Source organism: Chryseobacterium sp. GW823-FHT05E08 (genome assembly GCF_058795655.1).
Window position 1 is genome coordinate 155438 of the sequence record NZ_JBXAHY010000008.1, and the last position, 23307, is coordinate 178744.

Here is a 23307-nt window from a genome sequence, read left to right on the forward strand (position 1 = left end):
CACCATTTCCGATATGAAAATGGTGATTTATTTAATTTTAAGAAAGAATTTATATCAATTATAAGACTCTGTCTGTACTTTATTATTTATTTTCTGGTACGTTTTGGCTTTTTAGCTTCCTCTTTTGCCTTTTCTTTATCTATCGCTTCCTGAGCTTTGTCGTAAAGAGAACTTTCGGCCTCGTACTTTATTTCCTCGTTATTTGGTGTATCTACTAATATGTCTTGCCATTTGTTGATACGGTCTTTGGTATTCCAGTTAAAGTCAGGAAATTTCCGTTTTGAAGGCTCAATTTTACTCATCGGGTAAGTATCTGAAGTTGCCCCAATATTACATGAAACAATCTGCATTACTTTTTCTTCAAATATCGCATCAATAATTCCGCAAGAAGTAAGAGAAATCCCAATTCTCTCTGGTTGCTTGGTAGCCTGGTCGACATCGTCTGCATAACTTATGGCCTGTGCATTTCCTATTACCGTAGCCTCTTTGATGTCATTATTTTGATAATGAACCGTCATAAATCTGCCTTTAACCTGGTTAAATTCATCTTTTAAATTTAATGAATCAACCTTGCTGATTGCAAATGCATTTCCGATAACTTTTAAGGAATCTATATTTTCGTTTTCAGTATTGAAATAGGCTTCAATTTTATCTCCGGTTACCTGCTTTATACCACTCCACAAAATAGGTTTGGTGTACATGTGCATAATTCCGTCAGTTTCATTAAAAGCGATAGAATCTGCTCTTCCCTGAGCGTTAGATTTATAAAATCTCCCTTTTCTGAAAGCTCGCAAAAAGCTTTTTTTCTTTGTAATATCTGCAGAATCCGGTCTTTGGAAAGAAATGATCTTTTCTGCTGCAAAATACATTGAATCTTTTTCAAAAGCTTTTACTGCATAGGGATTTTTGGTCATCATGGCAGAATCTTTCTTTTCAAAAATTTCTCCGTAACCACCTTTTATCCATCTTCTTTCTTTAGGATCATCTAAGGTTACATTTCCGGTTGCTTTTCCAAAACCTGTGAGCTGATTGAAATACATATCGTCACCCGTCAGGATTTTATCATTATAAAAAATCTTAGAATTTTTATTTAGAAAAGCTTCTTTGGTGTTCATTCTGTAAGTCCCTCTTTCTGTGTAAACACGGTTTTTAGGATTCTTACGGTTGGTAATGGTTGTCGGGCCAAAGAATTCAGCAATTTTAGTAATCTGATTTTGTTTGATATTGTCTCCATCAATGATATAATCAGGAGTGTCAATTTTTACATTCCCGACAAAGTCAATCAGTTTTGTATCCAGAAAATACGTTGCCGACTTTGTGTACATTGTATTCTGAGCATCAGAAATTGTACCTCCTGTATTAAAATAAGCCTGATTGGCAAGCTTATCATAATAGAGAATCTCTGTTTTAATGGTCTGTTTTGGATCCGTAAGAACTACATTTTTTCTGGCAACCCCTTTTTGAGTGTTCCCATCGTATTCCATTTCGCCTGCAGTAATTACCGAACCGTCCGGATTTTGAAGCCTTGCGTTACCTATAGCTTTTACAAAATTTTCTTCTTCATATAAAATCACTTCATCAGCAGTAAGAATAGAACCTTGATGCTCTAATTTTACATTTCCTTTCATATAACGGTTACCGTCATACATTTTGGGATCTTTGATAATTTCATCAGCATTGATGATCTTCACCTTATCTTCAGGTTTTGCCTGCTGAACCTGCTGTGGATTTTTAATCGGATTTTGTAAATACGGATCTCTTTGCGCAGGTTTTTGTTTGTCTTGCGCAAAAGTAATCGTTGAAATAAAAACTAATAGGAAAAAAATCAGTCTCATTGATTAATCATTCTTGGTGCCATAAAAATATAGCGAATGAGAATCAATTTTTACGCCAAATGCTCCTTCAATTGCTTCTTTAATACCTTGAATCCTTGGATCACAAAATTCTATGATCTCTTCAATTTCCTTATCCGAGTCTTTCTTGTAGATCACCAAATGATCATGCTGCTTGTCAAAATAAGACTTTTCATAAGATGAAGACGTCAACGTTTTTTCTCCAAACTGGTGTTTACGAATTAATCCTGCATCAAGGAAAATCTCAATTGTATTGTAAATTGTAGCTTTAGAAACATGATATTTCTTTTGCATCATGAGAAGATACAGATCATCCACATTGAAGTGATGATCCATATTATAAATCTCTTCTAATATTGTATATCGTTCAGGTGTATTTCTGAAACCCTTTTCTAATAAGTAGTTTCTTAAAACATCTTTTATTAAAGCAATATTTTTTTCTTTCTGTAAAGTATCCATTAAAAAAATTATCTACAAATTTATCGATTTTTATTTAAATAAATATCAGACTATTCTGTTAAAGGATCTTAACTGTTATGTCTTAAAAATTCAGCCTGCTCAATTTTATTGTCATAAACCGTTAATTCCGTAATCGGAGCAGACTCTACAACCACGTTGTGAGAGGTAACCCCCCAAGATTTGAAATCATCACTTCCAATATATTTCACGAAGTTGTAAATATTAAGTGTAATTTTTTGCTTAACCGTTAAAAGTATATCGTTGATATAGGTGTTGTCTATTACCACATATTTCAGATCCGGCGGAATATTATGAGCCCTAAGAGATGGATGACTGCTTTTTGAAGGAATCGTTCCATCTGCCATTAAATCTTTTAAAACCATGTGGAAATAGTCATTGATTCTTCTGTCAACCTTAAATCCTAAAAGGAAATTGATCTTATAAACCGTTCCGGGTAAAATTTCATCAACTGTATATTTAAATGTAAACGGATCTTCCTGATTTACAATACTTAAAATAAAATAATGATCTGCTCTTTTAGGCTGCTTTTTGATGATAGAATAGATAATTTTTGATTCTACCTCATCATTTCTTTTGGCTCTGCTCAGATAAGCAAGATTGGTAGCATACTTAGGAATCGTTTCATCAAGCTTCATATCTTTAATGATAGAAACATAACTGTCGATTTTTACGAAATTGATGAATTTAGTTTTAATTAATCTTCCGTTATACCAAGCGTACATACAAATTCCGATGAATCCTGCTAGAATAACTGTAATCCAACCTCCTTCGAAGAATTTAATGATATTCGCACTAAAGAATCCTAATTCGATTGACATATAAACCAAAGCAAAAACAAGGATCAAACCTTTATTTATTCTATGTTTTAATAGCCAGAACATTAATAAAATGGTTGTCATCAACATCGTCACCGTAATGGAAAGACCATAAGCGGCTTCCATTTTACCCGATTCTCTAAAGTGAAGAACCACAATGATACACAAAATAAGAAGTCCCCAATTGATTCTTGGGATATACATTTGTCCTTTAACTCCAGACGGATAATCGATTTTTTGATTCGGCCATAAATTAAGAGACATTGCTTCAGAAAAGATCGTAAAAGAACCAGTAATCAAAGCCTGACTCGCAATAATTGCTGCTGCCGTTGCTAAAATTACTCCCGGAACGATCATCCATTCTTCCATAATTCCGAAAAATGGGTTAATTACAGAAAAACCAGGTTTTCCATAATTCGTTAAAAGCCAAGCTCCTTGTCCAAGATAGTTTAAAACAAGCATGATTTTAACAAAAGCCCAACTTACTCTGATGTTTTTAGCACCACAATGTCCTAAATCTGAATAAAGTGCTTCTGCTCCTGTTGTACAAAGGAAAACAGCTCCAAGAATAACAATTGCACTCGGAGAATTCGCAATAAGCTTGTAAGCATAATATGGATTGAATGATCTTAAGATCTCAAAATTTTCGCTTAAATGCATTACTCCTAAACCTCCTAATACAAAGAACCAGACAACCATTACAGGGCCAAAAAACTTCCCGATAAAGCTTGTTCCAAATTGCTGTACTACGAAGATTAAAATAAGAATTCCAATGGTAATCGTAACAACGGGTGTATGAGGATTGTAAATTTCAAGACCTTCAATCGCCGACATTACGGTAAGCGACGGCGTTATAACTCCATCGGCAACCAATGCGGCAGCTCCGACAATTGCTACGAGATAAAGCCAACCTTTTTTAAGGTTTTTAACTAATGAAAATAATGCTAAAATCCCTCCTTCACCTTTATTATCTGCCCTCAAGGCGATGATAACATATTTTACGGTAGTTTGGAGCGTAAGAGTCCAGATGATACAAGAAAGAGCTCCCTCTATGTATTCATTGAAAGGCATACTGCTACTTGCACCTCTTGCATTTACAATCGCTTTCATTACGTAAAGCGGTGATGTTCCAATATCTCCAAAAACGATTCCTAAAGAAACCAGAACTCCAAAAAAAGAAAGTTTTTTAATGTCAAAATGATGACCACCTTCTGTAACTTCTGCCATATCAGCTTATATATTTTAAGTGGGCAAATTTATACTAAATTTATGACCTTAGGTACATTTCTTCATGCATAGAATAAATGAAAAAGCTCCCTTTCGGAAGCTTTTTTCTATTATATCTATTTAACGTACATCGCATTTTTGATTTCCTCTTTTACTTTCTCAAGTTTAGGGAACCATTCTGCAAATAATGCAGCTGAGTATGGTGCAGGTGCATCAGGAGTAGTAATTCTCTTGATTGGAGCATCCAAATAATCAAATGCTTTTTGCTGTACTATATATGTAATTTCAGAAGAAATAGACGCAAACGGCCAAGCTTCTTCTAAAATAACTAATCTATTTGTTTTCTTTACAGACGTTAAGATTGTATCAAAGTCTAAAGGACGAACTGTTCTTAGGTCAATAACCTCAACAGAGATTCCTTCTTTCGCCATATCTTCAGCTGCTTGGATCGCCAACTTCATGATCTTTCCGAAAGAAACTAAAGTTACATCTGTACCTTCTCTCTTGATATCTGCTTTTCCGATTGGTAAATAGTACTCTTCTTCAGGAATTTCCATTTTATCACCATACATCTGCTCAGATTCCATGAAAATGATAGGGTCATTATCCTGAATAGCTGTTTTCAACAATCCTTTCGCATCGTAAGGGTTTGAAGGAACTACTACTTTAAGACCAGGAACGTTTGCGAACCAGTTTTCGAAAGCCTGAGAGTGCGTTGCACCCAATTGACCTGCCGAAGCAGTAGGACCTCTGAAAACGATCGGACAATTCCACTGACCACCACTCATCTGACGGATTTTCGCCGCGTTATTGATAATCTGATCAATACCTACCAATGAGAAATTGAACGTCATATACTCAACAATTGGTCTGTTCCCGTTCATTGCAGCACCTACAGCAATCCCTGTAAAACCAAGCTCAGCGATTGGTGTATCGATTACTCTCTTAGGACCAAATTCATCCAACATTCCTTTTGAAGCCTTATACGCACCATTGTATTCTGCAACTTCCTCCCCCATTAAAAAGATGGATTCGTCTTTACGCATTTCCTCGCTCATTGCTTGCGCAATTACCTCACGAAAAGTATATTCTGCCATATTTATTTGAAAAATTTAGACTACAAAAATAGTGTTTTTTTATTATTAACATAACAAAAACGACATCTCATTGAATGAAATATCGCTTTATTAATTTTATTTTAACCTAGTTTTCTTCTACTTTGCTTAATTCTTTGTAAATTTTCTGAAGATCAAAGAGTATTATTCAATAAGTGGATTTATAAATCATGAATAAAAAATTATTAACATTAATGGTGAATTTTCAAAAATAAAAACGACATTCCAATAATGAAATGTCGTTTTATAATTTTATTTAAACTTGATTAGTTAACTTTCTGCCAAGTCTGTGTTCTACCCATTAAAGAGATTCCTACATATCCTCTTACGTTTAATTGATCACCTTTTCTTGTGATTGTACATTTGTAAGTTTTCCCTGTTTTAGGATCTGTAATTGTTCCTCCTGTGAACTCATCACCGTCTTTTTTCAAACCTCTGATGATTTCCAAACCTAAAATTGGCTTGTTTTTTCTATCATCTTTACAGTCTACACAATTAGGATTTGCAGGCTTTATCAACAATTGAGAGACTTTTCCGTAATATTGATCTCCTTTTTTATAGATCTCTACAATAGATTTCGCCTGTTTTGTTTCGTCATCTATTGTTTTCCATTTACCTTCAATTTGAGCAAAAGATAATACGCCAAATAGAGAAAATGCCACTGTTAATAATAATTTTTTCATATTTCTTATAGTTTTAATTCAAATAAAATATTTCTGTTGTCTATTCATTGCTAAAAATATAAATTAATTTTAAACAAACAAAAACTTTTATTATCCTAGGCATATATAACAATAGATATACCAATTTTCAGAATTAAACATGAATTAAACGCTAATACAACTTTCTGTTAATCACCTTATCCATATAATCCTGATACCACGCTTTTGCAATCTCCTGCCCTTTTTGAGCTTCCGGATTGCTTTTCAGCTGATCCATAAGATTTTTTTCTAAGCCTAAATCTGATTTATCAAAGATTCCTAATACATTTTTACCATCAAAACGATAAATATAATTCCCGATAATGAACTGTTCTACCCCACCGTCTGAATTTGCAATGATGGCAGGATATTTTTTATCGCTTACCAAACTTCTTCCCCAGCTTCTGATTCTTTTATTATAACCGATAAGATCAGCTAAAGTTGGATAAATATCAATCTGTTGCGCTTCTTCAAGATTTACACCTTTTAAATTATATTCCGGATTTGGAGAATACAAAATAATAGGAACAGCGAAACGGTTCATCGCTTTTTGATATTCCGGATAATAAATTTCGTTGGTATGATCTCCCGTGAAAACAAAAATAGTATTGTTGAACCAAGGTTGTTTTTTAGCGGTTTCAAAATATTTTTTAATTGAGTAATCAGTGTATTGCATTGGCTCATGCATCTGATTCGTTCCTTTTTTAAATTTACCTTTATATTTTTCAGGAATTTTGAATGGATGGTGAGAAGAAGCCGTGAAAACTGTCGCCATAAAAGGTTGCTTTTTTCCTACATTTTTAGCAAAATACTGTAAAAATGGTTCATCCCAAATTGCCCACATTCCGTCGAAATCTTCATCATGATTGTATTCTGTTTTTCCAAAATAATGTTTAAAACCCAAAATATTTCCAAAGCCTAAAAAGCCCATTGAACCATTCGGAGCCCCGTGATAGAAAGAAGTATCGTAACCCAGATCATTACAAATTGAAACAATCGACTGTATTTTTTGATTTGAATATGGTGAACTCGTAAAAGCATCCGTCAAACTCGGAATTCCCGCCAAAACACTGCTCATTCCGTGAATAGACTGCCTTCCGTTCGCAAAAGTATTAGGAAAAATCAAACTTTGACCTGCCAAACTATCAATAAACGGTGTGTAAGAAACGTAATCTTTTATCTTCGTATTTTGATTAAAAGCGCCTATATATTCTCTACTTAATGATTCAACAATAAAAATGACGATGTTAGGTTTGTTGGCAACTTTTCTATCGTAAATTTTATACGGCTGAATATTTTCATTAATAAATTTTTCATCTACAAAATGAACTTCCTTAAAACTATTCGTATTTAATGTTCTAAAAAACGAAAAAGTACTGTTCAAAACAAGATTTCCCTGTGACGGAATCTTCACAAAACGGTTTGCATCCACCAAATTGATAGGTCTTGTACTGTGTTTGAAATCTCCACGGATTCCTCCAACGCACAAAACAGCCGTTAAACAAAGTGTAACAACGGATAAAATAAAATAAGGAACCAATTTTATAGGCTTACGTTCATCAATTTTCACTTTTTTGTAAAGGAAAATCCAAAGCCACATCAAAACGACAAACCAAATTAAAATAAAAGGATTTTGAACGATCGAAGCCGTAAAAACTTTAAAAATATTAGATTCGTGCTGTGCTACCTGAAAAGCCGCCGAAGTTAATCTTGTCTGCGCGAATTTAAAGTAAACAAAATCACCAAAATTCATAGCATAAGCAATTCCGTTTGTAATAAAATACAGCCAGAAAAGCACTTTTTGATAAACCTTCTTGGTATTAATGATAATCGGAACCAAACTCAACAGAATAAACAGCGCATTCACATATAAAATCGCCGTTGTATCAAACGCAATCCCATGAAATGCCAGACCGAAATAGTCCGACACAGAATCAACTTTTATCAGTTCTTTATTAAAGTACCAAAATAAAAATCTTGCAATCTGATAAAAAAAGTATGCTAAAAAAATCCGGTATAAAAGTACCAGAACTTCCTGTTTTCTAAATTCTTTAAAAAATTTCATTCGGCAAATTTACATCAAAATCGTATTAATGTATTTTTTAGTGCATAAAATTTTGAGTTAGAATTTTCAAAAACAGTAATTTTGCGATTATGAATTTCATTAAAAATAATCTTGCCAATGCATTAACGCTGGCTAATCTATTTGCAGGTTGCGTGGGTGCCATTCATCTTATTTTAGGTGATTATCAGACGACTGCGATCTGTTTAATTCTTTCTTCGATATTCGATTTTTTTGACGGATTTGTTTCCAGAGCTTTAAAATCAAATTCCAATTTGGGTCTTCAGCTGGATTCTCTTGCCGATATGGTGAGCTTTGGAGTGATTCCCGGGTTGACGATGTATAAAGCATTAGAGCCTTTCGGAACCGAATTATTAGGACTTCATCTTCCTTTTGAGATTAAATATTTCGGATTGCTTGTGACGGTTTTCTCTTGTTTAAGACTGGCGATTTTCAATCTGGATGAAGAACAGCGCTATTATTTTAAAGGGCTAAATACACCAACCAATACCGTTTTGCTTTTTGGCCTGTATTATGCATTTAAAGAAACCAATTATTTCAGTTTTCTTTTTGAAAATGAACTGTTTTTGATTCTCTTAACAATTCTTGCTTCATGGCTGTTGATCAGTCCAATAAAAATGATGGCGATGAAATTCAAATCAAAAAAAATTCAGGACAATTATGCTAAAATCGTATTAATTGTTGGCGGAATTGCCATTTTAGCGATATTTCAGATCGTCGGAATTCCGATGCTTGTAATTTATTATATCTTAGTATCATTAGTATTTCAAAAAGAACTTAGCTAAATTAGAAAGCTACATTTTTGAGATAAATTTCAAATTAACCTTTTATCAAATAAAAAAAATGAATTTAAAACTGCATAAACCTCTTTGTATTTTTGACCTTGAAACAACAGGAACCAACATTGCTAAAGACAGAATTGTTGAAATCTGTATCTTAAAAGTAAACCCTGACGCTTCAAGAGAAAGCAAAACGTGGAAAGTAAATCCTGAAATGCCGATTCCCGTAGAATCAAGCCAGATTCATGGAATTTATGATGAAGATGTAAAAGATGCTCCAACCTTCAAAGAGATTGCTTCAAAAGTAATGGAAATGATCTCAGGATCGGACTTGGGTGGATTTAATTCTAACAGATTTGATGTTCCTTTGTTGGCAGAAGAACTTTTGAGAGCAGAACTTGATTTTGATTTAAGCAAATTCAAACTTGTTGATGCACAAACAATTTTCCATAAAAAAGAGCCTAGAAATTTAGGCGCAGCTTATCAATTTTACTGTGGAAAAACTCTTGAAAATGCACACTCGGCTGAAGCTGACGTGATGGCAACTTTCGAAGTTTTGGACGCTCAGATTGGAAAATATGATGATATTCCGAATGAAATTGCTCCTTTAAGTGAATTTACATTCCATAATAAGAATGCAGATCTTGCAGGTTTCATTGGTTTAAATGATAAAATGGAACCGGTTTTCAATTTCGGAAAATATAAAGGTCAGGGCGTAAAAGCTGTTTTCCAAAAGGATCTTGGCTATTTCGGATGGCTTCAAAATGCTGATTTCCCTCTTTACACAAAGAAGGTTTTCACTAAAATACAATTGTCAGGTAAATTCTAAAATATGTCAGAATTAGTTAAGTTTAAATTTTACGAAACTGCTCTTGAAGCCAATAGAGATAAGCAAATCTTGGCCGAGAATGACATCAACAGTTTCATTGCGAATGAACAGCTTATTCAATCCGATTGGTTGCTTTCGCAGGCTGTTGGAGGAATTCAGTTGCAGGTTTTTGAAGAGGACTTGGAAAAAGCCAATCAAATTCTGAACGACTATAAAGAAAATGAAAAGGTTTCGCTGGAAGTAGAACATACGATTGCAGATCCTAAGTTTGATTTTGTGTGCCCGAAATGTGGTTCCAATCATATTTACAGGGATGACAGTGCAACGAGCTTTTTTGGAGTTTCGCTTTTAACGAGCCATAAATTCATTTGCTATTATTGCGAGAATGAGTTTGCGCATTAGAAATAAAAATATATTAAATTTTAAACCATTAAGATTTCATTAAGAGGTTAAGAGTATTAAGAGATTGCTTCGTTCCTCGCAATGACAAAAGGGTTTTGAAAAGAATAAAATAGTATGAAAATTATCTGCATAGGAAGAAATTACGGTGAACACGCAAAAGAATTAGGAAACGAAATTCCTGAAAAACCGGTTATTTTTATGAAGCCTGATACGGCTGTTTTGAAAGGAAATGATTTCTATATTCCTGAATTTTCAAATGATGTTCATTATGAATTGGAAGTTGTTTTGAAAATTTCAAAAGGTGGAAAATACATCCAGAAAGAAACGGCTCACAAACATTATGAGGAAATCGGGTTGGGAATTGATTTTACAGCAAGAGATCTTCAAAGCGAATTAAAGTCTAAAGGTCTTCCGTGGGAGCTTGCCAAAGGTTTTGACGGTTCTACAGTGGTTGGAAATTTCTTTAAAAAAGAGAATTATAATCTTGAAGGTGTACAATTTTCATTATTAAAAAATAAAGAAAAGGTTCAGGACGGAAATACAAAAGATATGATCTTTTCATTTGATGATATTATTGCATTTGCTTCTCAATATTTCACTTTACGAGTTGGTGACCTTATTTTCACAGGTACTCCAAAAGGGGTTGGAAAAGTTGATGAAAATGATATTCTGGAAGCTTATCTTGAAGATGAAAAAATCCTAGACATCCGAATATTATAAGTAATTTAACATAACGTTTGGCATAATTTTCCTATCTTTAAATAACAAAATTAAAGGTTATGATAAATATTGTACTGCCCGTAGATTTTGGGGATAAAACAGATCAGCTTGTAGATGGAGCTGTAAAATTCGCAAAAGAACTCAACGGTAAAATTTTTCTAATTCATGTTGCACCTTCAGACATTGGTTTTGCCATCGGAGATATGGGATTCCAGTATTTTCCTGAAGTTGAAGCTAATGAAATAAGAGAAGAGTTGGTTCAGCTGAATAAGATCGAGCAAAGAATTATTGCTCAAAATATCGACTGCGAGCATCTTTTGAAACAAGGGATCGCGAAAGATATTATTTTAGAGTATTCTAAAGAAAAAAATGCAAACTACATCGTAATGGGCTCTCACGGAAGAAGCGGAATTTATGATGTCTTTGTAGGAAGTTTAACCAAAGGATTGACGAAAGATTCTCATATTCCTGTTTTGGTGCTTCCGATCCACGAAACCCATTAATTTTAATCGTTACCCATAAAAAAACCGACCAAACACATATGTTTTGATCGGTTTTTTACTATATAACCAATTAATTAACCTTCTTTTTTGTAGATCGTAGGATCATAATAAGGGTTTTTACCCTCAGTTGGAGAATAGTAGTCTTTATCTTTATCACCACCTAGTGTTGCCACTAATACATAACACCAATACGTGAACAGTACGCAGCAAACAGTAAATAAGATCCAGTTTAAAACATTTCCGAAAGTGTCAAAAAAGCCGAAAGACCATTTGAAAACTTTGCTTAAGAATAGAAAGAAAGACGTCATTATTTTCCTTTTTTAAATTAACTTTGTACAAATTTATAAAAAATGTTTAAATTACTTTCAAAAGAAAGCAATATTTTTTCAATTCCTGTTTATATTGGTTTTCTTCTTTTAATCGTAATCGTATTTAACATCCTGAATTTCAATACAAATGAAGCTATTATCGCCGGAATAACTTTTTTGGGAATTGCTTTGGCATATTTCTGTTTTCATAGCATTGCGCTTAATTATCAGACACATTTGCCTTTATTCTTATATACATTTTTTATTTTTGGACTTTATCCCGGTAATTTAGATATCGGAATTGCCGTTGCGCTTCTTACCAATTCGTTCCTTCTTTTGCTTTTAACAAGTACCGATGAAGACACGCGAAAAAAATCTTATGTGTTGGTAGGTTCCATCGTTGCATTAAACTTTATTTTTCTGCCGACAACGTGGCCTATGGCGGTTTTTGTGATCATTCACGTGATCGCTACTTCGCAGAGAATTGTTTTAAATATCTTCAGGTTTATTTTAGGAGTTATATTAATCGCGTTCAGTTATTTTTCCATTATGTTTTTTGTTGGATTTACTTCTTGGAATATCGATTATTTCCCGTTTGGAAAGATGAAGATAATAACAGATTATACGGAACTTTTTCCTTTAATCCCGATCGCTTTAATGCTGATCTATGCAGTATACGACCATTTTCAAAATTATAATAAAAAGAGCCCGATAAGCAGGTATAAATACACTTTTCTGCTTGTGTTTTCATTGGCTCAGCTGGTTACTATTATTCTTTATATGAATAAAAGTTATGAATATTTATTACTCCTGGCATTTCCTGCAAGTATTATTTTGAGCAGGATGCTGAAGTTTTTACCTAAATATTGGATGCAGGAAGTAAGCTTATGGCTTCTCCTTATTAGTTTAGTTACCTTTAAAGCGGGAACTTATTTTGATTTATTTTAAAAAAAATTATGATTCAGATAGACGAAAAATTGATTTCCGAGGATATATTTTCCGAAGAATTTGTTTGCAACCTTAGCAAATGTAAGGGTGCATGTTGTGTGGAAGGAGATGTAGGAGCTCCGTTAGATAAAGATGAGCTGGAAATTTTAGATTCAATTTTTGATAAAATAAAGCCCTACCTTACTCCGGAAGGAATTAAAGCTCTTGAAGAGCAGGGAACATGGACGACCGATCCTGCTGATGGAATGTACGTAACGCCAATGGTTGAAGACCGTGAGTGCGCTTATGTAACGTATGATATAAGAGGAATTACGAAATGTGGAATTGAAAAGGCCTACGAAGATGGCGCTGTAGATTGGCAGAAACCAATTTCATGTCACCTCTACCCTATTCGTGTTACAGAATATTCTGCGTTTACCGCATTGAATTATCATGAGTGGAACGTTTGCAGCGATGCATGTACACTAGGAAAAGAGCTTCAGGTTCCTGTTTATAAATTCCTGAAAACTCCATTAATAAGAAAGTATGGAGAAGAATTCTACGAAGTTCTGAGCGAAGCCGCAGACGAATGGAAAAAAGAATACGGAAACTAAAAAAATAAAAACCGCGAATCATTGATTTGCGGTTTTTTTATCGTTAAAAATTAAATATTTCTATTTAAAATCTGCATCTGTAACTCCAGAATTGATTACAACCTTAGTTGTTTTGATCGTGATTTTCTGACCTTTTCCTTCTGCTTCGATCTCAGACGGGAATTGAACACCATCTACCGTCATATAGCTCTTAATTGTAGCTGAACCTTCATCAGAAGTTGATTTATGCAATAAAGAAGTAGAAGCATCGAAATAATACTTGCCTTTATCTGAAGCTAAAACATTATAATCTTTACCGTCAATTTTCTCAATTGTAACCGTTGGGAATTTAGAAGCTTCATATCCTAACGCGTCAATTGTTTTGCTTTTTTTAAGTTCAGCAACTTTATCTGCAGGAATGTCATTTTTTTGCCCCATTTGGTCGAAATATCCTTTCTCACCGTCAAAAAGCTGAGTCATTGTCTGCCCCATTACAGATTGTACAGATTTAAACTTATTTCCCATCTTCTTTGTGGTCATAGAAATTTCCATTCCCTGTACAGAAAGAGTATTGTCTGTAATTGTAGTTTTTACAGCCTCTAATTTATCTTTTCCACCCAAAGCTTTCAGATAATTATCAATAACTTCTTTAGATGTTAATTTTGATTTTACGGCTTCCGTTTTAGCGGGAGCAACAGTTGTTTTTTGCGCAGCTACTGAGGTGGAAAAAAGCACGGCACAGAAAAACGGGATGATGATCTTTTTCATATATAAGTTAGTTTATAAGGCGTAAATATATGAATATTGAATGATATAAAGTAATTCGAACCAAAAAACAAAACCACCAAAATAATTTGGTGGTTTTAAAATATTTATAGAAAATAAATTATTTCTTAAGTTCTTCCAAAAACTCGTCGTGAGAGATTGCAGTTTCTTTTTTAGATGCTTTTTCAAGAATTACATCTTTCAATTTAGTCATTGCAACTTCAGAAGAGATTTGTCTTACCTGCTCTTGGTCTTTCAACATTTCAACAGCATATTTTTGGATTTCCTCATCTCCTAGGTGGTGAATTCCGTAGATCGCCAATTGGTTTCTTACTAATTGCTCAGCTTGCGCTAAAACATCAGCATAATCCAACTGAATTTCGTTATCAGACATCAATTTACCTTCGATGATCTGGTAGCTTAATTGCTTTTTCTCAGTTTCAAGGATTTGTTTAGCCTGCTCTTCAGACTGAATATTCTGGTTAGAGAATACCAACCATTTTACTAAGAAAGCTTCAGGAAGTTTTACTTCTTCTTTCTCTGTAATTTGCTCCAATACTTTGTTTACAAAGTGTACATCAGCATTTTGTTGGAAATATTCGTCTAATTCAGACTTCACTTTAGCTTTAAGCTCTTCTTCAGAAGAAACTGTTTCTGCTCCGTAAACTTTATCGAAAAGTTCTTGGTTAAGCTCAGCCAAGTTTAAAGAATAGAAATCTTTTACTTTAACCTCAATTTCGTTGTGGTGTAAGTGCTCAACTTCTTCTTTACTGAATCCTAATTCTTTAGCTAATTCTTCGTCACCAGCAAGAGTTTCTTTAGAAACCTTTACAGATCCGTCCATTTTCAAAGCTTTTACCAATTTGAAAGCTTCTTTGTTTTCAGCTGTAATTGTAACATTCTTTGGTTGGTGGTGGTGCTCACCTTCAGCACCTTCTTCAACAACCTGAGAAATTTCTAAAGCGATGTAAGAATCTTTAGTGATTTTATCTTGAGGAACCTGCTCAGCGAAACGCTTCTGCATGTTTTCAATGCTCTTGTTGATTTCTTTTTCAGAAGCTTCTACTTTGTAGTGAGGAGCCTCATATTTAGCTAGATCTATTGTGAATTCAGGCTCGTACCCTACTTCAAAAGCAACTTCCAATTTTTCTGCGTTATGATTGAAATCATTTACAGGCTGAGGAACAGGCTGGCCAACTAATCTTAACTTGTTATCATTAACATAGCCGTTTAAAGCATCAGAAACTTGCTTATTGATCTCTTCGAATGCAATACCTGCTTCATATTGTTTTCTAACCATACTTAAAGGCACTTTTCCTTTTCTGAATCCAGGAACTTGCGCATTTTTAGCATAATTAATCAACTGCTTCTCTACTTTTTCTTTGTAGTCAGATTTTTCCAATGTTACAGTAAGTAATGCACTTACGTCATCATGGTTTTGTGCGGTAACCTTCATTATTGATTAAAATTTTAGGTTGCAAAAATATGAATTTTTTATCAAAATACCCTACTAAAGATAAATTCTTATCCATCAAATATTTATAAATAAAAAACCACTGAAAATTTCAGTGGTTTTATTTTGAAAATTATTATTTAGTTGGTAAGGTTATAGGTAGCCTCAGCATCTGTTTCTCCACCTACAACACTTCCCCAGGCAGTTCCCGATTTGGCATCATTTACACTTTCAGGAGCATGAATAAGGGTTAATTTTAACAATGGTGATGGAGAGTCTACGGTTTTCACTACATCCCATTTTGTTCTCAGGCCTACTCTTTTTCCGTCATTTCTAAGATCGTTCCCGTCTAATCTGGTAACTGCGATATTAGATTTAGGAAAATCAAAGATCAGGAAATGTTCATCTTTAGCATCAATAATTTCCTGAGTTGCATCTTCATTTCCGTTTCTGAATTTTGCTACAACCGTATAAGATTTCCCATCTTTCAATGGAATTGTAGGAATTCCTCCCGCTCCGATGCTGTAATCGTACGTCAATGTATTTGTAGTTCCATCTTCGGTAACCAACAAAACGATATTGGTAAGTTCTTCCTGAGGAAGATCATCCTCTTCTGCCGAACCGTCTCTCTGACAAGAAACGACAGTGATCGTAATGAATAAAATTGCTAATAATTTGATGATATTTTTAGTATTGAATAGTTTGTTCATTTTTAAGAATTTTAAAATTGTAAAATTTTGATTGATAATTATTGATTTGACTATCTATTTTTAATAATGATGTTTTCTTTAACGCAAAGTCCGCAAAGTTTTTCACCAATAATTTCGCTGATTTTTAAGATCGCAAAGGCGTTCTACTCAGCAAAGTTTAAAAAGATTAGAAACTTTTACAGTCATCATTAAAAATTGATAATCAGTTTTGAAATCTCTAGAATTTATATCTAAAGTTTAAAATAAAGTTTCTTCCTGCCTCATCCGCGAAGAATCTCAGACGATTCAGATAATCTCTGTACGAAGTGTCGAAAAGATTATTCACGGTAAGTCCCGCAGAAAGATTTTTGCTGATATTGATCCCCGTTTGTATGTTCCAAAGTGAATACCCGTTTGGTGGCGTACTGAAATCGATCTCTTTATCTACCAATTGTCCGTCCACATAAATTTCCAATGGAGCATTTCTGATCGGGAATCTCGTTTGTTTTAAAGAGGTTTGATTTTCAACTGTAAAATAGAAGTTATTCCATTTTTCTTTCTTGAATTGTATAGCATTCGAAAAATTCGGCGGCATCATTAAGATCAACGGTTCGTTGTTGGTTTCGTCCTGTCCGTGAACATAACTTCCTTTTCCAACATAGGTAAGATCGTCTGTAAGCCTCCAGTTAATATCTAAATCTACACCATACATTTTGGCGTCGATTTGTTGATATTGCCATTCTGGAAATACCCCTCTGATTGTCCCTTTGATACCAACCGGAACTTCATTAATGAAATTTTTAGTAATGAAAAAATAAGGGTTTACAGAAATATTCAATCCTCTCAAAACATTGAATTTTGAATCTAATGTTAAGTTAAACTGATGTCCCTGTTCGTTTTTCAAGGCCATATCTCCGGTTTCAATGATTCCCGCAGAATGATGCAATCCGTCGGAGAATAATTCTGCAACGTTTGGAGATCTGCCTACTTTTGCATAATTAAATTTCAGATCAAAATTAGAGCTTGGACGATATTCCAAACCTGCATTGAAAGAAACATTGTTATAATTAAGCTGAGGACGCGTCAAAACTCTGTTCTGATCTGTTTTCACATAAAATTGAGGAAAACTGTCTGCATATAAATTCTCCCAATCACTTTTGTCGTACCATTTGGTAACATCATATCGCGTGAAATCGTATCTAGCTCCTGCTTCAAAATTAAAATCAGAAGAAATTTTATATTTAAAAACAGAATAAAATCCTGCAGCATATTTATCATAATTAGGGATTAAACGTCTTGCTTTGGTCGCAGGATCCGAATAATTATTTTGAAAACTAGCATCAATACCTGTTTCCAAAGACCATTTTTCCCTTTCCAATAAATCATTAAGGTTAAACTGATGCGTCATCAATTCCAGATCCAGAGAAGGCGTGTCGTTTAATTCTCCTCTTCTGATGTCATATTCCTGTCTGTGATTATACTGATAACTATAAGTCGCTGAAAGTTTTCCGATATTTTCAAATCTTTTGAAAGCCGAAACTTTTGCAATATGATGCTCAATAACCTGTCTCGGATTATCAATATCATAACTGAATTTCCCCGAATAAATAGGCGGATTGGCATTCATTGCTCTGTCATAATCACCCGAAGTAGCAACGTGTGAATCTCTCAGAATCCCAATATTTTGATTGGTTAAATAATAATCAAATGAAATTCCTTTTTCATAAGAGTTATTCTGAACCGTAAAATTAAAGGAAGAGAAATCCATTCCCGTATTTTTCAGATTATAGTCGGGAGCGCTTTGGTCACCCAGTTTTTTGATGCTTCCACCAGACTTTACAGCCCATCCGTTTTTCCAAACCTTGGCAACATCAACATCTAATCCTAAACCTCGTCCGTTTGAAATTCCGGTAAGACCGACAGAACCTTTGATGGTATCTTTTTTAGGAAAAATTTCAGGTTCCATTACTACTACCCCGCCAATGGCATCACTTCCGTATTTCAATGCAGAAGCACCTTTGATGACATCAATATGTTGAAAATTATTAATATCAACATTCGGTGCGTGCTCTACTCCCCATTCCTGCTCGGCCAGTTTTACGCCATTATTTAAAATAGCGATTCTACTTCCGTAAAGCCCGTGAATAATAGGTTTTGAGATATTATTTCCGGTTTTCAATGCGGTAACTCCCGAGATTTTAGATAATAAATTCCCGAGATTTTCTGTAGAATTTCTTTCTATATCAGTTTTATCAAGGGTTTTTATAATTAGGGAACCATTTTTTTTGTGATTTCCGTGTATGGTCACGGTTTCAATATCCTGAACATGATGTTCCAGGGTTATTGCTACATGCATATCCTGAGCAACTGCTATATTTTCAGTATAATCATTACAATCAGGATGTTTAGCAATGAGCATATATTTCCCTGCAGGAATCTTTTCAAAAGAAAATTTTCCTTTTTTATCTGTTTTGGCTGTAAAATCACCAATTTTCACCACCGCATTTTCCAGCAAGGTTTTATCGTGAAAATCCTGAACAACACCCTCTACAGTATAGGTTTTTTGTGCGTTTGAAAATGCAAATCCACAAAGGATCAACATTAAACTATATATCAATTTCATTGTAAATAGATAGATTTCGTACTCTTAAAAAAGTACATTTTTAAAATCGTGAAAAATAATTGCTTAGCGAATTTGTACCCTGTAAAATGTACAGTGTATTAATGTAACTACAAGTGTAGAAATACATTCAATCTTATTATTCTTAATAAACTTAATGATGACTTAATGGTTCAATTTTTCCATTAAGAAATGACATAAGCCTTAAAAATTTAAGTCAAATCCGATAAGTAAATCTATAACTATGAAATTGTGGGCGGACCCCGAAGTTGAAAAGTGAATTTAGTCTGAGACCAGATTTTTTCCTGAACAGCAAGAATCAATTCTACTTCGTGCGTATAATGCTCGAAAGTAACGTTAAACTCATCAGGAACCAAAGTATGTCCGGTAGCTAAGAAATGACAAGCCAAACAGTCGCCGGCTTTTTCTTTCACTGCATTGTTTGAGATCTTATGTTCCGTTTTTTTAAAACTAAAATTTTTAAAAACTTCTTCGGAACTGTGGTTGTGAAAATTTTGAGAAAACAGCGCAATGAAGTAGATCCCAAACAATAGCTTGGAGATAAAACTCTTCAGATTTCTGCTTTCTTTAAAAATCATCTTTCAAAAATATGAATAATAATTTAAAACTTAGATTAAAGTTTTATTAATATGCTTTGTGAAGCTGTCTAGAATATGTCGTTATGATTGCGGTTTTGTTACAAAAGGCAATGATAAAATTATTGTTTTTAGATCCTTCGACTCCGCTCAAGATGACATCGCAACAAATTGATCTCTAATAAAAACAGTTAGTATTAGAAATGTCATCCTGAACGGAGTCGAAGGATCTTAATATTTATTAATTCAAATAAAAATTAATCCAACTGAGAACCCAAATACTCCCATTCCTGTAGAGCTGCATCCAATTCTTCCTTAGTTTTATTATATTTTTCTAAAGTTTCCTCAGAAGGGTTTTCCTTGGTGAAGGTAGCTTCCATTTCTTCTACTTTGGTTTCAAGTTCAGAAATTTTTTCTTCTACTTTCTTTAATTTATTCTGAATATTTTTTTGTTCTTTGCTTACGATCTGAGATTTTTCCTCCACTTTCGGTTTTGGAACTTCTTTTACCTCAACTTTCACATCATCGGCGTGAAGCTTTGCTTTTTCGGCAGAGATTTCCCTGATACTTTCTTTTTGTCTGAATTCCAGATATTCGTTGATGTCGCCTAGGAACTCCTTCATTTTACCATCACGGAATTCGTAAATCTTGTCACAAAGTCCCTGTAAAAATTCTCTGTCGTGAGAAATTACGATCAATGTTCCTTCAAATTTCTGTAAAGCCAGTTTAATAATCTCCTTAGACTGAATATCCAAGTGATTGGTAGGCTCATCCATAATCAACGTGTTGAAAGGACGTAACAACAATTTACAAAGCGCCAGACGGTTTCTTTCTCCCCCGGAAAGTACTTTTGTTTTTTTCGTTACCGCTTCACCCTGGAACAAGAAAGATCCTAATAAATCTCTTACTCTTGGTCTTGTTTCTTCCGTTGCAGCATCTTCTGCTTCTTCTAAAACTGTTTTATTTGGCGTTAAAACTTCTTCCTGATTTTGGGCAAAATATCCGATATTTACATTGTGACCTAAATTCCATGTTCCTGTGTAATCTGTAATTTCACCAGAAAGAATTTTCGCCAACGTTGTTTTTCCCTGTCCGTTCTGACCTAAAAGGGCAATTCTGTCTCCACGCTGTACGATAAAGTCTACATCATCAAAAATTTGCTTCTTTCCGTAAGCTTTTCCTAATTTTTCAGCTTCAAAGTTTACTTTTCCGGGAACAACAGACTGTACGAAACGAATATTGAATTTTGAAACGTCATCGTTTTCTACTTCAATACGTTCTACTTTTTCCAGTTTCTTGATCAAAGACTGCGCAAAAGATGCTTTAGAAGCACTTGCACGGAATTTATTGATCAATTCTTCTGTATGTTTAATTTCTGCATCCTGATTCTTTTTAGCCTGAATCAGTTTTTCTTTTCTGTCTTTTCTAAGCTCAAGATATTTGGTGTAATCAGCTTTATAATCGTCAACTTTTTTGTTATTAACATCAAAAGTTCTGTTACAAACCGCCGTCATAAACTGCTTATCGTGACTTACCAGAACAATCGCTCCGGGATAATCTTTTAAGAAGTTTTCAAGCCAGATAATGGATTCCATATCCAAGTGGTTGGTAGGCTCATCCAGAAGCATCACATCATTCTTTTGAAGAAGCAGTTTTGCCAATTCAATTCTCATTCTCCAACCTCCGGAAAATTCATCCGTTATTTTTTGAAAATCATCAGCCTTAAAACCTAATCCAAACAATACCTTTTCTACATCACCTTCCAGGTTATAGGCATCGTGATGCATTAAGATATCATTAAGCTCCGTCATTTTGTTAATCAGATCCGTGTAACCATCACTTTCGTAATCAGTTCTGATGGTCATTTGATGATTAACTTCTTCAAGTTCATTTTTCCAAGCGTTGATTTGCTCAAAAGCCTGCAATGTTTCATCCCAAACGGTTCTGCCTTTCACAAAATCAAGATCCTGTTTCAGGAAACCAATCGTAATGTTACCATCCGGCACTACGCTACCTTCGTAGAAAGTAATTTCTCCGGAAAGCATTTTCAATAAAGTGGATTTTCCCGCTCCATTTTTACCAACCAAACCAATTTTATCATCCTTTTTAATGGTGAAATTAACGTTTTGAAACAGATAGTTTCCCGAATGATGTAATCCTAGACCTTGAACCGAAAGCATGTAATGATGTAATTAAGAATTAATACTGAATATTTTTCGGGTGCAAAAATACGGAAAAAGAAATGAATAGCCCAGAAATAAAAAAAGCCATTCAATTTGAACAGCCTTGCATTAATCTAAAAACTTATATGAACTTTATTTTTTATCATTAAAAATGATTCTTTTTTGAAAAAAAGAGCTGCCCACCACAGACAGCTCACACCTAAATTTAAAACTGAAAAAGTACTAACATTTATTATAAAATCTTATTTAATTAAAATGGATCGGCTCCAGTTATCATTATTCGGAATATTGCCTTCGTAGGCGTAATCCGTAAGAACATCGTGTTCTAAAAAATGAATTTCTTTCTGAAGTTTAGACTCTCCCGCATTGGCATGTTTTATCGTGGCACTGCCGGGAACGTTAAGACTATCATTAAGCATTTCAACAAAAATTTCGTCTTCTGTTCTCAATAATAAAGCCTTTTCATACAAACCGAAATTAGAAGAAAAATGAGTATAATTCACAAATCGCTCATAATTATAAACGGGTTTCAGGTTAGGAGAAAGATCTTTAACATATTTCTCCAACTCATCAGAAAATGACAGTAAAAATTGGTGAATTTTAGGATCAATTTCAAAATTTGACTCATCAAAATCTGTATTAAAAACAGGTTGAAAAGCATTGGTTTCTGTCAACATTAATTTTCCGTAAACTTTCGGAAGATCATTGTAAACCAAATCTCTTTTCACATACGCCTGAGAAAAAAAGTCTCCGGAATCTATCTGATAATTATCTAAAAGTGCTTCCCAAATTTTATTGCCTTCACTATCTGTTGCTGTATTTTTTACATTCGAAACATAAGCATCAACCTCATCTTTAATCACAAAATCATGTGAAACATAGACCGATTGTGGGCCTTCCAAATATCCTCCACCTACGTCTGCATGGGCGCCGGGAACAAAAACCTCTTTCCAAACTGAATTTCCTGTTTCGGATTTTGAATCTTCCATACTTTTTGAATCTTCAAAAAAGCCCGTTAATGGAAAAAAATATCGGCATTCGTTGACCGCGCATAACTGTAAAGCTCTTTCAACACCGGGAAGGAGACTTACATTATAATCATTAAAAGGAGTAGATTCTACCGTATCAAAAACTCCTAAAAATTTAACTTTAAAATTTCCTGATGTTTTGGGATTTTGCTTTAATAATTCATAGCAAAAGTTTCTTGCCAACATAGAACCTCTACTGAATCCATAAACATAAAAATGATATTCTTTCGTTTTATCCAACGTTACCTCATCCACAAAAGCATTTGCTTTCGCCAATTTATCATCTGAAGAATATCCCGTGAATCGATAAGGATTTCTGCAGGTTACCATCGCAAAATCGCTATCCTCCGCGCCAGTTACTGTTCCAACTCCTTCAACGTAAATTTTCTTATTTCCATTGAAAAGTTGATATAATTTATAAACATTGGTTATATTATTATGATAGCTTTCGTTCTTACTTTGTGGCTTCTGAGGGGAAGTTGCATTAAGCCCGTTGTTTCCTGTTCCATCGAAAAAAATTCCAATAGAAATTATATCATTTTCCATCTTTATTGTTTTTTTAATTGAATTATTCAGGAAAAATTTAAGGCTGAAAAAAACTTTTCAAACACCTTAAAAACCTCTCTGAATAACACTTT

21 protein-coding genes are annotated in these 23307 nt (G+C 34.0%); 7 read left to right on the top strand and 14 right to left on the bottom strand.

Going from position 1 to position 23307, the window contains the following annotated elements:
- Positions 1-86 precede the first annotated feature (86 nt).
- The 6 genes from AC1Q7L_RS21380 to AC1Q7L_RS21405 form a co-directional block, all read right to left on the bottom strand.
- Positions 87-1835, bottom strand: a complete 1749-nt coding sequence (locus AC1Q7L_RS21380) for an OstA-like protein (RefSeq protein WP_492307866.1) — start codon at positions 1833-1835, stop codon at positions 87-89.
- A 3-nt stretch (positions 1836-1838) separates the two neighbouring features.
- Positions 1839-2312: a Fur family transcriptional regulator gene (locus AC1Q7L_RS21385; RefSeq protein WP_047399628.1), complete on the bottom strand. Its 474-nt coding sequence runs from the start codon at positions 2310-2312 to the stop codon at positions 1839-1841.
- 68 nt (positions 2313-2380) lie between these two features.
- Complete coding sequence (locus AC1Q7L_RS21390) at positions 2381-4375, bottom strand: KUP/HAK/KT family potassium transporter (protein ID WP_410692200.1); 1995 nt, start codon at positions 4373-4375, stop codon at positions 2381-2383.
- A 116-nt stretch (positions 4376-4491) separates the two neighbouring features.
- Positions 4492-5472, bottom strand: coding sequence for a pyruvate dehydrogenase complex E1 component subunit beta (locus AC1Q7L_RS21395; RefSeq protein WP_410692199.1), 981 nt, complete (start codon positions 5470-5472; stop codon positions 4492-4494).
- A 284-nt stretch (positions 5473-5756) separates the two neighbouring features.
- On the bottom strand, positions 5757-6173 hold the full coding sequence (locus AC1Q7L_RS21400) for a DUF2147 domain-containing protein (RefSeq protein ID WP_492307865.1): 417 nt from the start codon (positions 6171-6173) through the stop codon (positions 5757-5759).
- A 151-nt stretch (positions 6174-6324) separates the two neighbouring features.
- A complete protein-coding gene (locus AC1Q7L_RS21405; RefSeq protein WP_492307864.1) occupies positions 6325-8256 on the bottom strand; it encodes an LTA synthase family protein in 1932 nt (643 codons plus the stop codon).
- Between the two features lie 89 nt (positions 8257-8345).
- On the opposite strand from AC1Q7L_RS21405, the gene AC1Q7L_RS21410 reads away from it, so the two are divergent.
- The 5 genes from AC1Q7L_RS21410 (at position 8346) to AC1Q7L_RS21430 (ending at position 11507) form a co-directional block, all read left to right on the top strand.
- On the top strand, positions 8346-9059 hold the full coding sequence (locus AC1Q7L_RS21410) for a CDP-alcohol phosphatidyltransferase family protein (RefSeq protein ID WP_492307863.1): 714 nt from the start codon (positions 8346-8348) through the stop codon (positions 9057-9059).
- A gap of 58 nt (positions 9060-9117) precedes the next feature.
- Positions 9118-9882: an exonuclease domain-containing protein gene (locus tag AC1Q7L_RS21415; protein WP_492307862.1), complete on the top strand. Its 765-nt coding sequence runs from the start codon at positions 9118-9120 to the stop codon at positions 9880-9882.
- Between the two features lie 3 nt (positions 9883-9885).
- Positions 9886-10284 carry a putative signal transducing protein gene (locus AC1Q7L_RS21420; RefSeq protein WP_492307861.1) on the top strand — a complete coding sequence of 133 codons (399 nt, stop codon included), beginning with the start codon at positions 9886-9888 and terminating at the stop codon, positions 10282-10284.
- A 114-nt stretch (positions 10285-10398) separates the two neighbouring features.
- Positions 10399-11004: a fumarylacetoacetate hydrolase family protein gene (locus tag AC1Q7L_RS21425; RefSeq protein ID WP_492307860.1), complete on the top strand. Its 606-nt coding sequence runs from the start codon at positions 10399-10401 to the stop codon at positions 11002-11004.
- 59 nt (positions 11005-11063) lie between these two features.
- Positions 11064-11507, top strand: coding sequence for a universal stress protein (locus AC1Q7L_RS21430; protein ID WP_072407829.1), 444 nt, complete (start codon positions 11064-11066; stop codon positions 11505-11507).
- A 74-nt stretch (positions 11508-11581) separates the two neighbouring features.
- On the opposite strand, the gene AC1Q7L_RS21435 is transcribed toward AC1Q7L_RS21430, so the two are convergent.
- Positions 11582-11815 carry a DUF6341 family protein gene (locus tag AC1Q7L_RS21435; RefSeq protein WP_072407826.1) on the bottom strand — a complete coding sequence of 78 codons (234 nt, stop codon included), beginning with the start codon at positions 11813-11815 and terminating at the stop codon, positions 11582-11584.
- 42 nt (positions 11816-11857) lie between these two features.
- Between AC1Q7L_RS21435 and AC1Q7L_RS21440 the strand changes: the two genes are divergently transcribed.
- Positions 11858-12763: a DUF6427 family protein gene (locus AC1Q7L_RS21440; protein ID WP_410692189.1), complete on the top strand. Its 906-nt coding sequence runs from the start codon at positions 11858-11860 to the stop codon at positions 12761-12763.
- Between the two features lie 8 nt (positions 12764-12771).
- A complete protein-coding gene (locus AC1Q7L_RS21445) occupies positions 12772-13356 on the top strand; it encodes a DUF3109 family protein (protein WP_410692187.1) in 585 nt (194 codons plus the stop codon).
- 60 nt (positions 13357-13416) lie between these two features.
- Here AC1Q7L_RS21445 and AC1Q7L_RS21450 read toward each other — a convergent pair whose 3' ends face one another.
- The 7 genes from AC1Q7L_RS21450 to AC1Q7L_RS21480 form a co-directional block, all read right to left on the bottom strand.
- Entirely contained in the window at positions 13417-14103 is a 687-nt protein-coding gene (locus AC1Q7L_RS21450; protein WP_492307859.1) for a hypothetical protein, read from the bottom strand.
- A 118-nt stretch (positions 14104-14221) separates the two neighbouring features.
- Positions 14222-15556 (bottom strand): trigger factor, encoded by a 1335-nt coding sequence (locus AC1Q7L_RS21455; RefSeq protein WP_492307858.1) that lies wholly within the window; start codon positions 15554-15556, stop codon positions 14222-14224.
- Positions 15557-15693: 137 nt separating this feature from the next.
- Positions 15694-16263 (bottom strand): hypothetical protein, encoded by a 570-nt coding sequence (locus AC1Q7L_RS21460; protein ID WP_492307857.1) that lies wholly within the window; start codon positions 16261-16263, stop codon positions 15694-15696.
- A gap of 217 nt (positions 16264-16480) precedes the next feature.
- Positions 16481-18865: a TonB-dependent receptor gene (locus AC1Q7L_RS21465; protein ID WP_492307856.1), complete on the bottom strand. Its 2385-nt coding sequence runs from the start codon at positions 18863-18865 to the stop codon at positions 16481-16483.
- A gap of 239 nt (positions 18866-19104) precedes the next feature.
- On the bottom strand, positions 19105-19461 hold the full coding sequence (locus AC1Q7L_RS21470) for a hypothetical protein (protein ID WP_492307855.1): 357 nt from the start codon (positions 19459-19461) through the stop codon (positions 19105-19107).
- Positions 19462-19715: 254 nt separating this feature from the next.
- On the bottom strand, positions 19716-21638 hold the full coding sequence (gene abc-f, locus AC1Q7L_RS21475) for a ribosomal protection-like ABC-F family protein (protein ID WP_123980364.1): 1923 nt from the start codon (positions 21636-21638) through the stop codon (positions 19716-19718).
- Between the two features lie 245 nt (positions 21639-21883).
- On the bottom strand, positions 21884-23215 hold the full coding sequence (locus AC1Q7L_RS21480; protein WP_492307854.1) for a T6SS phospholipase effector Tle1-like catalytic domain-containing protein: 1332 nt from the start codon (positions 23213-23215) through the stop codon (positions 21884-21886).
- Positions 23216-23307 lie beyond the last annotated feature (92 nt).

Coding starts and splice junctions, on each gene's coding strand:
- AC1Q7L_RS21390 (WP_410692200.1), bottom strand. CDS start 4,375: ATGGCAGAAGTTACAGAAGGTGGTCATCATTTTGACATTAAAAAACTT.
- AC1Q7L_RS21410 (WP_492307863.1), top strand. CDS start 8,346: ATGAATTTCATTAAAAATAATCTTGCCAATGCATTAACGCTGGCTAAT.
- AC1Q7L_RS21465 (WP_492307856.1), bottom strand. CDS start 18,865: ATGAAATTGATATATAGTTTAATGTTGATCCTTTGTGGATTTGCATTT.
- AC1Q7L_RS21420 (WP_492307861.1), top strand. CDS start 9,886: ATGTCAGAATTAGTTAAGTTTAAATTTTACGAAACTGCTCTTGAAGCC.
- AC1Q7L_RS21380 (WP_492307866.1), bottom strand. CDS start 1,835: ATGAGACTGATTTTTTTCCTATTAGTTTTTATTTCAACGATTACTTTT.
- AC1Q7L_RS21480 (WP_492307854.1), bottom strand. CDS start 23,215: ATGGAAAATGATATAATTTCTATTGGAATTTTTTTCGATGGAACAGGA.
- AC1Q7L_RS21470 (WP_492307855.1), bottom strand. CDS start 19,461: ATGATTTTTAAAGAAAGCAGAAATCTGAAGAGTTTTATCTCCAAGCTA.
- AC1Q7L_RS21445 (WP_410692187.1), top strand. CDS start 12,772: ATGATTCAGATAGACGAAAAATTGATTTCCGAGGATATATTTTCCGAA.
- AC1Q7L_RS21435 (WP_072407826.1), bottom strand. CDS start 11,815: ATGACGTCTTTCTTTCTATTCTTAAGCAAAGTTTTCAAATGGTCTTTC.
- AC1Q7L_RS21400 (WP_492307865.1), bottom strand. CDS start 6,173: ATGAAAAAATTATTATTAACAGTGGCATTTTCTCTATTTGGCGTATTA.
- AC1Q7L_RS21385 (WP_047399628.1), bottom strand. CDS start 2,312: ATGGATACTTTACAGAAAGAAAAAAATATTGCTTTAATAAAAGATGTT.
- AC1Q7L_RS21440 (WP_410692189.1), top strand. CDS start 11,858: ATGTTTAAATTACTTTCAAAAGAAAGCAATATTTTTTCAATTCCTGTT.
- AC1Q7L_RS21415 (WP_492307862.1), top strand. CDS start 9,118: ATGAATTTAAAACTGCATAAACCTCTTTGTATTTTTGACCTTGAAACA.
- AC1Q7L_RS21425 (WP_492307860.1), top strand. CDS start 10,399: ATGAAAATTATCTGCATAGGAAGAAATTACGGTGAACACGCAAAAGAA.
- AC1Q7L_RS21460 (WP_492307857.1), bottom strand. CDS start 16,263: ATGAACAAACTATTCAATACTAAAAATATCATCAAATTATTAGCAATT.
- AC1Q7L_RS21455 (WP_492307858.1), bottom strand. CDS start 15,556: ATGAAGGTTACCGCACAAAACCATGATGACGTAAGTGCATTACTTACT.
- AC1Q7L_RS21430 (WP_072407829.1), top strand. CDS start 11,064: ATGATAAATATTGTACTGCCCGTAGATTTTGGGGATAAAACAGATCAG.
- abc-f (WP_123980364.1), bottom strand. CDS start 21,638: ATGCTTTCGGTTCAAGGTCTAGGATTACATCATTCGGGAAACTATCTG.
- AC1Q7L_RS21405 (WP_492307864.1), bottom strand. CDS start 8,256: ATGAAATTTTTTAAAGAATTTAGAAAACAGGAAGTTCTGGTACTTTTA.
- AC1Q7L_RS21450 (WP_492307859.1), bottom strand. CDS start 14,103: ATGAAAAAGATCATCATCCCGTTTTTCTGTGCCGTGCTTTTTTCCACC.
- AC1Q7L_RS21395 (WP_410692199.1), bottom strand. CDS start 5,472: ATGGCAGAATATACTTTTCGTGAGGTAATTGCGCAAGCAATGAGCGAG.